Source organism: Chloroflexota bacterium (assembly GCA_009840625.1).
In the GTDB taxonomy this organism is placed as follows: domain Bacteria; phylum Chloroflexota; class UBA11872; order UBA11872; family VXNJ01; genus VXNJ01.
This window is the reverse complement of record VXNJ01000015.1, coordinates 1-13633: the sequence shown is the minus strand read 5'-3', so window position 1 is coordinate 13633 and position 13633 is coordinate 1. Positions and strand designations below refer to the sequence as shown.

The 13633-nt window shown below is 62.2% G+C and carries 6 protein-coding genes; 3 read left to right on the top strand and 3 right to left on the bottom strand.

Annotated features, from left to right (window positions below; all coding sequences use genetic code 11):
• Positions 1-358: 358 nt before the first annotated feature.
• Together F4X41_09000 and F4X41_08995 are read right to left on the bottom strand one after the other, a co-directional pair.
• Positions 359-2371 carry a hypothetical protein gene (locus F4X41_09000; protein ID MYB17144.1) on the bottom strand — a complete coding sequence of 671 codons (2013 nt, stop codon included), beginning with the start codon at positions 2369-2371 and terminating at the stop codon, positions 359-361.
• Positions 2372-2954: 583 nt separating this feature from the next.
• Positions 2955-4313 carry a sodium:proton antiporter gene (locus F4X41_08995; GenBank protein ID MYB17143.1) on the bottom strand — a complete coding sequence of 453 codons (1359 nt, stop codon included), beginning with the start codon at positions 4311-4313 and terminating at the stop codon, positions 2955-2957.
• 294 nt (positions 4314-4607) lie between these two features.
• On the opposite strand from F4X41_08995, the gene F4X41_08990 reads away from it, so the two are divergent.
• Entirely contained in the window at positions 4608-5051 is a 444-nt protein-coding gene (locus F4X41_08990; GenBank protein ID MYB17142.1) for a hypothetical protein, read from the top strand.
• A gap of 11 nt (positions 5052-5062) precedes the next feature.
• Complete coding sequence (locus F4X41_08985; GenBank protein MYB17141.1) at positions 5063-5887, top strand: methyltransferase domain-containing protein; 825 nt, start codon at positions 5063-5065, stop codon at positions 5885-5887.
• Positions 5888-5920: 33 nt separating this feature from the next.
• On the opposite strand, the gene F4X41_08980 is transcribed toward F4X41_08985, so the two are convergent.
• Complete coding sequence (locus F4X41_08980; protein ID MYB17140.1) at positions 5921-6379, bottom strand: winged helix-turn-helix transcriptional regulator; 459 nt, start codon at positions 6377-6379, stop codon at positions 5921-5923.
• 285 nt (positions 6380-6664) lie between these two features.
• Here F4X41_08980 and F4X41_08975 point away from each other — a divergent pair.
• Positions 6665-13633, top strand: a 6969-nt coding sequence (locus F4X41_08975) for a hypothetical protein (GenBank protein ID MYB17139.1), incomplete at its 3' end; no start/stop codon positions are given.

Here is a 13633-nt window from a genome sequence, read left to right as displayed (position 1 = left end):
TCACAGTCTACACCCCAACCGGCATCCCGACTTTTGAGACAGGCTCTTTTGGGCACCATAGGAAGCCATGGGAACGGCTCCGCTTATCCCTATTGGACACGGTTCCCGTCATCTTTGCCCCTATCGGACAGTGGCCGTGGCCTGGCGGTTGTTGTCGGATTTGTACCTGAATGGCGTGCCTGTCGGGTGGCGGGTGGTTCAGTTGCGATGACGGCCTGACGTGTCGGCTCTGCAACATATTGCAGTGGCGGGACGTAACAGGACAAGGTTGCGGCAAGTTGCTGCAAAATTGTCCATTCGGGGCTGTTGAGGCCCCCCTACAGGAAAGGTCCGGCGCAGAAAGATTGTACATTGGGAATCAGTACAATCCGGCCAGCGGCGCCCGGTCCAGCGAGTGGGGCGGCGGCAGTATCCATGCTTCCCCCAGAATGCCGTGTGTTTTCAGGGTTTCCGCGTTGGCGGTGATCACGTCCAGACCCTCCATACCGTCGGACACGTCCAGGAAGGCGGCCTCGCTCTGAGGGGTCTCGAAGACGAACAGCACCCCGGGCCGGCGGCCCCCGTGGTCCCGCTCCGCCCAGCCGGAGGCGAAGTAGCGCTGGTAGGACGCCAGGCGCCGGGGGATGCGCTTCGGCGTGGTGGCCCGGCGTTCGTACTCCAGCAGGAAGGGATGCCACTTGCCTTTGTACTCCAGGGTGAAGGAGGCGTCGGGATGGATCATGTAGTTGGTGCGATTACAGCGGTAGCCGATGCTGGAACGGTGGGTGGGCAGCGGGTCGAACAGGTCGTGGTCCGGGGAGCGAGCTACCTCGGCGGTCAGGGCGGCGGCGAAGTTGATTACGCCGCCGTGGTGGCGCGGCTGGGATGCCAGGGCGCGAAGGGCGGTGCCGGCGTAAACCCTGGGGTTGGAGACGGCGGGCTGGGCAGTCCAGCGGTCCAGGATGAGGCCCACGGCGGCCCGGTCCCGGCGGGCCAGGCAGGTCAAGCCCCGGTCGGTGAGCATGAGACGGGATTCCTCCTCCTGCACTAGTTCGTTTTCACGCAGGGGGCGGAGTATCTGGTTGACCCGGCGCAGGGTGACGCCGCCCATCAGTCCCGCCAGTTGCTCCCGGCTGCACAGAGGCCAGGCGGCCAGCAGGTCCAGGGCGTCCTTCTCAGCTTTGGATAGCTGCACTGCCAAGGCTGATGTCATCTGCTCAGCGGGTTCCGGCATGGCTGCCTGCACGCTGGAGGAATAGAGGTTGTCGGCGTCGGGCCCCGGTTTGTCGTGCCGGTCCCGGCGGGACGAGTCCAGCAGTCCGTCAGCCCAGGGCACGATGGCCGCCAAGCTGGTTTCGGGGGAGATTTCCACCGGCGGGTCCTGGTTCAGGCCGTAGCCGCACTGCTGCCAGACCACCCCTTTGTGGTCCCCGGCCAGCAGTTCACCTTCCGTCGCCACGAAGGTCCGGCGGCGCTCCGACGGGTCTCCCAACGAGCGGACGGCCCGGCGGGTGGCCTGGTCGGCGTGGGTCAGAATCAGGGTGAGAAAGGGCCTTTGGTTGCTGGACAGATGCTCGATGCTGCGCAACCGGTAGCGCAGGTTGGACGTGGGCAGCATCGGTCCCTGGCGGATGATGCCGATGGTGAGGCCACAGGACAGCGTGACCAGCATATCGTAGGGGCCGTGGCGGTGGTGGTCCACCCTCACCTCGTCCCGCTTCGGGTCGGCGTCGGCGATCATGGCGGCGACGCGGTAGAGCACGGCCACGGCGTCCAGCCGCTCCGCCAGCAACCGGAACCACTGCCGGGACAGCGGGTAAGTTGTAAGCATGTGCCGGCGGCCTTGGGTGGCGGCGCCGGCGGCCGTGACGCCTTTATCCGTGGGGAAGTAACGGCGCTGGGGGCGGGACCCCAGGGCGCCCAGGCGGTGGGACACTGAATCCACCAGACCGCGTTTGGCCAGCCTGTCCAGCCGTTCGCGGAGGGTGGACGCGGGAAGGCGCCCGAAGCGGGCCAGTTCGTCCACGGTGGCCAGGGGCGCGGCGCACAGAAGCAATAGCGCGTCCTTCAGTTTCCGGCGCAGGGGGCGCAGGGCCGGGTCAGGACGCAGCCCCTCCAGGTCGATGATGATCTCCAGCGTGGCCGCCTCGATGTCGCGGACGCTCCGGCCAACGGTGTCCAGGACGGCGGCGGGCACGGCGCGTCCGGAGTGGCCCTTTTCCGAATAACGCCACAGGGTGTGGCGGGACACGCCCAAGGCCTCGGCGGTCCGCTTCTGCCCGTGCAAACGCTGGTGGGCTTGCACGTAACTGCGGATGGCGTGGTTGAGATCGGCTTGGTCCGGGTTGATGTTCTTGGTAGGCGCCGGCAATGCCGGCTGCTTCGTTTGCAAGTGAATTCCTCCTGAGGTCGGGGACTGGCATTCCATTGTCCAGGAGAAATTGCTTGCACATTATGACCTCCAAGGCATGGCGTCGGAGCGGGTTCCGCGCCGCGCACTAATCCTTTTTCAGCAAACCGGTCGGGGCAATGTGCTATGGCGACGTGGGATCGCCCAATATCAGGACCAGCTGGCCGCTGTAGACGAAAGGCAACCGGGTTTGGGTATCCAGAATTCGCGCGAGCGCGAATACCATGACTTCAGCGTAGCAGCCCGAGGCTGCCGTCGTCAGCAGGCTGGTGTCAGCAATTGCGGCTAGGCCGGAGGCTGGCGAACCTGGCTGCCGTTCCGCGATTCGGCAGTTTATTGGCTGGTTTGCGAAAAGGGCCCGCACAGCGCGATCCCTCCTCCGTGCAGCTTGTACCGGTTCATTGCGGCCTGGCAGTCAAGGCGAGGCCTCCGCAAAACCGCTCGCAGGCCTCCAGTGGGGACGGCCGGGCCCAACCGGTCCTGCGCTCGTTGGCGCAAGGAAAACGGTGAGAGCGGCACCCCTTGGGTGGACCTCCCAAGCATTATCGCGTACCCGGAGACTTCTTCAGGGTCGAAGCCGCAGATCATCCGGCATGGATTTCAGCGAAGCATCGGGCACGCCCTCGATCAGTTTACGGACCGCCAGGATGAACACCCCGGTCAACGCCAGGTTCAGCGCCAACGACAGCATCGCCACCGTTACAATGGGTCCGCCGATGCCGTAGCTCAGGCTCAAGACCAGAACTCCGGCGCCGACCTCTCCTCGCGGCCACATCCCTATGGCCAGGGCCAAACGTTCCTTCCAGTGGGCCTCCCTTCGATAGCACAACGCCGGAAACATCTTGCCCAGGTTGCTCAAAACAGTCAGCGCCAGGACGTGCGCTGCCATTGCAGTCCAGCTCAGGCTGGGCTGTCGGGCGGTGATCGTGTCGGTGTACCTGCCCTCAACCGCGCCGCCATGCACCGCCGGGTCGTCCACGGCGCTGGCCGGCGCTGCGGCATGGAGGGAAGATTCCGAATGGGCCGGGTGCTGGGCGTCCGGTCCGCCAAAAATCAGCGGCATGCTCAATCCAACCAACACCATGAACGTGGCGGAGACCGCCCAGGCTGCCCGTCGCTCGCTGGGCCGCTCCATCGCCTCGTGCAGCGCGTGTTCCACTGCGGCAGCGTCGTCATCATCCGCATGTTGCTCGCCCCGGGGCCGCGCCAGACAGCCCACGACGAATGCCGGCAGGAGAATCTCGATGTGAATCGGCACGGTCGGGTCGATCAGCTTGCCCCAGGCGTAGAGCAATTCGCTGGCCCCGACAATCAGAGCGGCGTACAGCAGCACCCACCGCCAGGTGACGGGCATGGGCAGCCGGTGCAGCCAGATGTACGCGGCGATCAGCAGGACCGCCATCACCACGACCGTCGCGCCCAATTGCCAGGCGATCCCCACCATCAGCATCTTCAACGGGATCATCAGCAGAACCGTGTCCAGGTCGTCGAATATGGCGAGGATGCGCGCCTTGCGGAACAGCCAGGTGGCGCCCAGACCTGCCGCCGCCCGCATGCTGAACAGCACGCCGGCGGAGGTGGGGGCGGCGAACCGGCCGGCCAGCAAAGACTCTTTCCACGCGTCGCTGGATGCCCAGAACTCCGGCGGCAGCATGACGAACACGAAGTATCCGGTGACGAAAATCCAGGGAAACGACGCGGCGGTGAAGGCTACCAGGTAGTCCCAGCCGTACTGTCCCAGGTTGGACTTCTCGATGTGAAACTCGAAGCCCACGCGGATCATGATGAACGCCAGTCCGGTCAGCGTCAGCACCCGGATCCCGTTGGCCAGAACGTCAGGGAAGTCCCCAAGAATGGCGGGCAATCCCTGCGATAAGCCCAATCCCAGAAACAGGAGGATCGAATAGACCAGGACTGTGCGCATCGATTATCCGTTTATCTCTTGATGGGGCCTCGCCCGAATGTCGCATTGGGCGACAGGGCTGTTCCGACCCTTGAGAACTGTACGACACCCTTTTCTATCGGAAAGGGACTCCGTAAACGCGACCGCGCCGATTGACGCCCTGTGCCGTGCAGCGACGCACTGTTCACAGTCAGTGAGTTCGGTGATACAATCCACGACACTTACAGGGTTTCTGCGCCATAGGAGAGTGCCGACTCACGGCATGGAGGAGCCTCTCGCCGCTTTCAAGCATAGCCCAAGCTGGCACCGACTGCAATGATACCTATTTTGCATCTGATAGCATTATCAGGGAAGGCGTATCTGGGGTCTCTTGCATCTGGGCGTGTAGCTAACACCAGAATGCCGGAAATCCCGGCGCCTTCCCAAGGTTCATTTATAGCCTATAGCCAATTTCCGGCGATACATACCCCTTTCAGCCCCCCCGACCTTGACCAACCGCAGCAAGAGGAGTTGACGGCGGCGGCGCTGTCGTTGTCGGGCATGGCAATCGCCAATCGGTATTGGAAAGTGGTACGGCGGTTTGTGTCGGACCGACTTGGGGTCAGTCTGAGCCGGAGCGATTGCTTAAACTACCAGCATAGACTAGGGTTCGCCTTCAAGCGTCCCAGGAGGCGTCCGCGCCGAGTTGGATTCGGTCGTTACACATATTGTCGATTTGTCAATCCAAGCTCTGTGGCAGCAAGAAAAGATCCATATTGAGGAAACAGCGCATGTCATCAACGAATAACCACAACTCAACTCCGGACTACACCATGGGGTATGGACGGGATTACATCGATTTCCTCCTGCAAGCACCTGAAAATGAACTCAACGTGTTGCTGCAGCCTTTTCTGGCTCCGGGTCAGTGCGTCCTTGACCTGGGCTGCGGACCGGGACATATTTCGATAGCCTTGGCTAGGTCAGTGGTCCCTGGGGAGATGTACGGCGTAGACATGGAGCCGTCGCAGGTGGAATTGGCCCAGCTTCTAGCGGCGGAGCACGGTGTGATTAACGCGACGTTTGAGGTTGCAGACGCTACGCTCATGCCTTACGACGATGGATACTTCGATATAGTCAACTGTTGCGACATCCTGGCCTACATTCCCGACACCGCCGCCGCATTGTCGGAGGCTCGACGGGTGCTGAAGCCGGGCGGCATCTTGCACTGCCGGGAGATGATAATTGGCTCCAGCTTCGTGTTTCCGGAGAACAAGGATCTGAATCGGGGCTGGGAAATATTCTCGGAACTGCTGCAAGCGGACGACGGGCATCCGCAGATTGGCAAAGAACTCCAATTCCATTTGGAAAAGGCCGGATTCACCAACCTGCAAGTGTCCCCCACCTTCGAAACCTACTCAGGATCGGAGGGCGTGGATGCGTTCTACCGGTTGGTCAAGGGTTGGTTCCTGTCGGACGAAATGACGAAGGCAGCGAAGACCTACGGGACCGCGATTGAGGAAGATTTCAACCGGTTGGTCAAATCCCTGGAGGATTGGCGCAATCAACCCGGGGCCATAGCGTCCATCGCCTTCGGCAGGGTCCTGGGCTTCGCCTGAGTGCGCCCGAGGGCATTGACGCGGCCCTCCCCATCAGGAATTGTTGGCGAGCAGTTTGTCGACGGCGTGTTGGAAGCCGCGCTGCTCGACCCGACTCAGGGAACTCAGGAACTGGACTGAAGCCTGCTCCACGGCAAGTTGAACGTCCATGAGCAGTGCCAGCCCGTCGGTGGTGGCGCGCAACTGCACCTCCCGCCGGTCGGTTCGTGAGCGACGCCGGGATAGCAACCCCCTCTGAGTCATCGGGTGCACCAGCCGGCTCACGGTGGGGGGATCCAGCGGGATCAGGCGGGAGATTTCAACGGCGGTGCAGCCGGGATGCGCCGCGCATACGGCCAGCACTCGCATCTCCGCGGAGGAGATCCCGGAGCCGTCCAGCTCCGCTTCCATGCACTTCTCCACCGCGGCCCCCAGATCCCGCACCTTCAGCAGCAGTGAATCCAGCAGATCCGCCGGTCTGAGGTCTTCTCCCTCGGGATAAATTTGTTCCATGGCGCCCTCTATTCGTATTCGCCTCAATCCGTAAAGACGAACCAACCACTGCGACGCACCCGGTTGAGCTGGTTCCGCTCGGGACGCTGGCCCGACCGTCCGGATCTGGAACAGCACCGCGCGGCGGGCGCAGTCCGCTCCGCCATTAATCGCCGGCGCATGGTTCGCCGGCGAACTCGCGATGATGGCTGACCGCTCGCTTCGCTGCCCCCTGCATAATACCACTCCAGATGACCTGATGTAATTGCAAAACCCATCGTTGATTGGCGTAATCGTTGATTATACTTGATTCTGCTGTATAATGATTGGACTTACAATGATCAAGCGATGAATTGCAGTCCTGTTTTCAGTCTGGCCCCGGTGGAAGAAATCACGAATTCCCGCGTCAATTTTGGATTTGACGACAGTGCAATGAGACCCGCTCCTACAGGACTCCACGGTTGGCTGCGAACCGCTTCCCGGCGGCGCGCCATCGGGGCGGGCGCCATCCTCCTGGCTATCGCGGTCTTTGCCGTCCTTGGCGGGGCCGGCCAGGAAGCCGCCGCCCAAACCACTGATTCCGAGACCCCTCTGGTATTGGCCGTCACCCTTGAGACCCCCAGGGTCCCTGATGACTACGCTAATTCGGCAAAGGTCACGGTCTCCTACCCCCGGGACTCGGGGCATACGGATGAGGTCCGCGTACTCGCCGCTACCGGGCGCGGCACCGATACGGCTACAAGGGGCACCGACTACCAGGGGCTGCCATCCGATGAAACCATTCTTCTCGAAGGGATTCCATTGTCTGGAGTCATTCTTGACCTGGGCCCGCCGAATGAGCTCAACGACGCTGTATGGGAACATACGATAGAGATTCCCATCATTGCGGACAGCGACAGCAGCGAAGGGGAGGAAACATTCACCATTCGACTGGTGAGCGGTACCAGGGTCTTTCCTGACGCCGACGGAAAATTGAACGATGTCGTCGACCTGACCGTAACCATAGTGGACCTGGACCGCAAGGACTCGGACGTTCTCATCGTTCGTCCGGTGGGAGATGCCGAGGAAGGGAATGACCTGGTTTTCGAAGTGGAGGTGGACGGAAACGGATACGGCACCGTTGACTACGAGGCGGAGGCCGGCAGCGCCGCCGCCGCCGACTTTACCGCAACCTCCGGCACGTTCACCCTTGACGGCGAGTTCAGCCCAACCGCCCGGATCCGTGTGCCCACGGTGGATGACAGCTTCGTGGAAGGCGCCGAGACGGTGATCCTGAAGTTGACCAACCCCACCGGCGACTTGAAAGTCTCCGGCGTCGATGCCGACGGCAATGCCGTCGCGGAGGTGACGGCAGAGGGAATTATCACCGACAACGAGCCCCCAGTGAAGGCGTATATCACTGACGTGACCGTGACCGAGGGAGGCGAGGCAAAGGTCAAGATCGAAATGGAGCGCCTGCTCAAGAACAATGAATCCGTGGCCTTTGAGTTCGGAACCTGGGCCAGGGATATTGCCCCTTGCCGCGAAGGGGGCAATGACATCACTGCGTCGCAGGATGTTGACTATGAGATTTATCCCCGGGTACGCGAGGGCATGGGGCCGGGACAGAGGGCCAAAGAGTTCAAGCTGCGAACCTTTGATGACCAGATAGACGAACCCGACGAATGCCTGTGGCTGCGAGTCAAGGTCATCCACGGGCTGGACTTCAAAAACCACCCCAATACCCTCCCCCATCAGGTCAGCGCCCTGGATATCTTTGGCGTCGTCCGTTCCAAAGTCACCATCCGGGACAATGATGAGCCGCCGACGATGTACTTCAACGCGCCCGCGGTGTCGGAGCGCGACGACGACCAACCCGTTTCGCTGGACTTTCACGCGAGACTGGACAAACCCAGCGGCAAGACGATTTCCGTTGACTATGCCCCGGGAACCCCGGGCCGCACCGAGGTCCCGGCCCGGGCGGGCTTGGACTTCACCGACTTTGGGACGGGTATGCTGACCATCCCGCCGGGGGCGGTGGCGGCCACCCTGTCAGTAGAAGTTCTGGGCGACTACGACGAGGAGCCCGACGAGGTGGTGCCGGTGCGCTTCAGCGATCCGGTCAATGCCTGCTTCCCCGGCGGCGGATCATGCCCCAGTAGCGACGTCGAAGTCACCGGAATGATTTACAACGACGACGAAGAGCTCCGCGTGTCCATCATGAAGGACCAGCCCTTCGTGCGCGAGGGTGAAACCGCTTTCTTTACCCTGTCCATGTCCCGGCCAATTCCCTACGACGTGACCTTTTCCGCCAATGCCGTCGGCGGCAGCGGCACCGGCGCGGCTACCGCCGGCGCCGATTTCCAACAGACTGCCTTGACCTTCCACGTCCCCCGCGGGCAGACCAGCGCCCGCGCCAGCGTGTCCACCATTTCCGACACGGTGGACGAACCGACAGAGACCTTTAACATCGCGGTCAGCGGCGCCCCGTCCTTCACCGGCGCCACCGCCGCGGAACTGAAGGAACTGTTCGGCTCCGGGTACAGCGAAGGCGACCCGGTTCCCTTGAGCATGAACTCCGGCGTGGGCATCGTGGACGGCCCGGCATTGTCGGTGACGCCGCTGCGGTCCAAGGTGACCGAGGGCGGCGTCTTTGAGTTCGAGGCGAAAGTGCACCCAGTCTCCACCCAGGACGTGACCTTTTCCTGGAAAACCGAAGACGGCGGCGTCAGCACCAGCGACGCGCGGACGGCCAAGGCCGGCAGCGACTACCAGGCCGTCTCCACCCAGACGGTCACCATACCGGCGGGCGAATCCACGGCGCCACTGTTGCTGGTCACGACCCTCCAGGACACCATTGACGAGGACGAGCAGCAGTTCCGGGTGATGGTGACACCGACGGTGACCGGAGCCACCCTCCTCAACGCGGTGACGATAGCCACCATCCGCGACGACGACCCCCGCCCCCGGATGTCCATCGGCGATGCTTCGGCGGTAGAGGGCGCGGACCTGGAATTTCCCGTCACCCTGTCGGAGGCCTCCGAGAAGGACTTCACCGTCTATTGGGTGACCGAAGATGCCACCGCCAGCACGGCGAACCAGGATTACCAGGGAACGCTGGTACGGATGCCCCTCAACTTCGTCAGCGGGGAGACCCGCAAGGTCATCCGGGTGGCTACCGTACCCGACGATGTGCCCGAGAATGACGAGCGGTTCCGCGTCCAGCTGGTTCACGCCGGCGGCGCCACTTTCGCCGACCCCACCGGCGTCGGCACAATCACCAACGACGACGGCATCGGCTTCTTCATCCACGGCGTTAGACGGGTGAACGAGCCAACCAACCGCCGGGCTACCCCGCCGCAGGCTGGCTACATCATCAGTATGTATCCCGCCCAGACGTCGCCGGTCACCATAAACTGGGAGACCAGGGACGTTTCAGCCCGTACTGGCGGCGCGCTGGCGGATGGCGAGCAGGACTATACGCCGGTGCCTCCGACGCCGGTCACCTTCCAGCCTGGGGAGATACAAAAGCAGGTCTCTACCACGGTGCTGTGGGACGGATACAACGAAGCCGACGAGGATTTTGAGGCCGTAATCAGCGGCATCGATTCTGATTTCGTTTTCCTGGAACGCAGCGTCAGAACCACCATTGTGGACACGCAAACCTTTCGCATCTGGGTGGACTCCGTTACCGTCGAGGTCCCCGGCCAGGATCCATATCAGCTGGACCTGGACAGCCCGGGCCCGCTGGTCATCCCGGAGGCGACCGGAGACGCGCCCACCATTGCCAAGGTCAAAGTGCGCCGCACCGACTCATCAGCCTACGACAACAGCTTTCCCGCGAACGCTAACAAGACTCATGCCGAAATCATTGTCTGCTTTGTCACTGAACCGAGTTTTGGTCTTTTCCAGGGTATCTCCGTCGACGCCGGAGTCCACCCGTCGCCGGATAACCCTCCCTGGGCTGACGTGGACGTGTATTTCCAGGAAAAGGGCAGAATTGGGTTCGTCCCGGCCCAGTGCCATACCGCAAACGACGCGGCTGCCCCTTACTGGAAAAACCTGGACGAGGGCGTATATGAAACTACCTACCCGCTGGCCATCGTTGCCGACTCGCGCCCGGAAACCAACGAGACCTTCATTGTGTGGAACCGAGCTCAACCGTACGGGGTGGGCGAGTGGAGGTTTGACGATGAGTCCGAGCGGGGCCCGGCGAAGACCTTCACCATCCTGGACGACGACAAGCCTTACGCTTACATCAGCGACGCCAAGTTCCGAGAGAAGGACGGGAAAGCCACCATCACCGTCAAGCTGCACAAGCCGCCGACGACAGACGAAACGGTGACCATTGCCATTGAGGACGGGACCACCACCGCCTTCCAGGATTACCTGCCCGGCAGCCAACCGCTGCACAGCCGCATCGTGTCCATTTCGCGAGGATCGGACAGCAGCAGCATCGATATTCCCCTGGTGCAGGACGGCCTGGTCGAAGGGGATGAACACTTTACCGTCACGCTGGTGGACTCTTCAGATGACATCAACATCGACCCTCGCCGCAGCGTGGCTACTATCACCATTGAAAACAGCGATCACAGCGCGTCGGAACTCCTGATTCCCGACGTCGTGGTGGACGAAGGCAAGAAGGCCCAGGTGGAGTTCCAGGTGGTCAGCCCGCTCCCGGACCAGACCAATGAACATATCCGCGTTCTGTGGACGGAAGCGACGCCGCAGTCGGGCGCGGCGGCAACGCCAATGGACGACTACCAGCCACTGACGGCGCAGGATCAGGAAAATGGCCGCGATTACAAGCGCAGCGACATCCGGGGGCATTTCCCGCGCATCACCGTTCGGATTCCCACCACCGACGACTCGGTTTACGAGGGCGACGAGGACTTCGGAATCGCCGTCGCCTCGCGCCCGACCGACTTCCGCAACCCCACGCTTCCTTTGGAGTACCATGGCTATATGGTTGACTCCACCACGGGACGCTTGCCCCTGGTCGCCATCCGCGACAACGACCAGCCCGATCTGTCCATTGCCCCGATTGACGACAGCCATACCGTGCAGGGCAAGCCCTTTACGCTGCCCGCCGTTCCCGTCGCAACCGGCGGCATCGGCGCGGTGACCTGGTCGGTGGAAGGATTGGACGGGGCCGTCTTCAGCGTCGATCCCGACACCGGCGTGTTGTCCCTGCCGGCGCTGGAATACGACGACCCGCAAGACCACAACCAGGACAACGTCTATGTCGCGACCCTTCGCGCCACCGACGAGGACGGCAACACCGCCACGCAGACCGCGCGGGTCGACGTCAACAAGCTGGAACTGATCTTTTCCAAGAATCCGGTCACAGTGGGCGAACCCAGCGCCGCCAGCAACTACGCCGTCCGCATCGAGCACCCGCCCGGCGGGACAATGACGGTCCATCTCACACTGGACGGCGACACGGACGCCCTGAAGCTGGACAAGACTTCGCTGACCTTCAATGACGACAACTATATGCTCGAGCAGACCGTGAAGGTCACTCCCGTGAACGATGACCTGGACAACCCGGACGACCGGCGCGACGCGACCATTATCCACACCGCCAGCGGAAGCGGATTCACTCGCGCCGCGCAGTTCCCCCTTCCCGTGCTAATCACCGACGACGATACCCGCGGCATCAAGGTTTCAGAGGTCGCGCTGACCGTGGTGCAGGTCAGCGACCCGAATTTCCCGGGCAGCGTGCAAACCTACGAAGTCTCCCTGAATTCCCAGCCCGATGGCGGGGACGTGACCGTCACCCTGGGCCAAACCCCCTCCGGCTCGTTGCGAGTGGAAAAAGAGGGTACCGACAAGAGATTCCTGGTCTTTACCCCAGCCAACTGGGATATCCCACAAACCGTGAGCGTCCGCGCATTGAACCGCGACAACAAGTCGGTGACCATCACCCATACGCCCGTGGGCGCGGACTATACCGACCTGACTGACACTCCGGAAGTCGCGGTGACCATCACCGACGGCGTCTTTAAAACCCTGCAAGTAACTGTTGGCCCGGTAACGGAAGGCGGCAGCGTGACCGTGACCGTCGCCCGCCCCAAGCCCAGAAGCAACATCACAGAATTTTATTGGCGGACCAAAGGCGGCTATGGCAGCGCGCCGGCTTCCAGCCAGGACTACACCCCGCGTCCCAACACGGCTGTCGATAGTAAAATTTTAACTCAACTAGGCCATGATTATGTGGGAATTTTATTCATTGACTTTCTCACCGACGAAGAGGTTGCGGTGCTGGACCCATCCGAAATCAAGGCTGAGCCGGAGGGTGTAGAAGGAGAGCTTCTTCAGGGTTATGATACTGTCGAGCGCCACTATTATGAGCGGTCCTTTACGGTGCAGACCACGGAGGACCAGATTGACGAGCAAGACGAATCTTTCGAATTGGACATTTACACGTTCGATTTTAGCCGTTCCGGAATAACTCATATCAACATCCCCGCGGTCGTAACCATTACCGACGACGACAACGCGGTGGTGTCCATCAGCGACGCCACTGCCGCCGAGGGGGAGAAGGTCCAGTTCACCGTTGCGGTGAGCGGCCCGGTGTCCCAGTACACCGAGACCACGGTTGACGGCGTGACCACGGTCACCGAATCCGCCGGGGACATCACCCTAAAGGCCAACACCGGCGACGACTTTACCGTTGCGGCGGTTTCCCGCGCCCGGGCCGGCGTGGACTACACCGCAGTGACGCCGCCGCAAACGGTAACCATTCCGGCCGGCAAGACCAGCGCCACTTTCGAGGTTGAGGCCCTGCGGGACATGGTGCGCGAGGAGCCGGAAACTTTTTTGGTGGAGCTGTCGGAGCTCGCCCCGTCCAACGCCGTTTTTGCGCTGCGGGGCGACCGCGCCCAGGGTACCATTACCAACACCTGGCACCTGGGGGATTTCATCATCACCGGGCTGGCCGACGCCACGGTGTATGAAGACACGGACTGGCAGTCGGATACCCCCGGCATCGAAGGCGAGCCGGTGGACAGCGTGGCCGACATCGTGTGGAGCATCGCCGGGGGAGCCGACGCGGCCCGGTTCACCATTGACGCCGGCACGGGCGTACTGTCCTTGCCGGGTCAGGACTACGCCAACCCGGCAGACCAGGACCAGGACAACCGCTACGAGGTCACCATCCGGGCCACCGACAAAGAGAATAACTTCGCTGATGGGTCTTTGAGCGTTGCCATAATCGCCAGAATCCCCGCCAGCCTCTCCGCCAGCCCCACCGGCGTGGGGGAGGAGGACGGGGCCACCGAGGTCACGGTCACC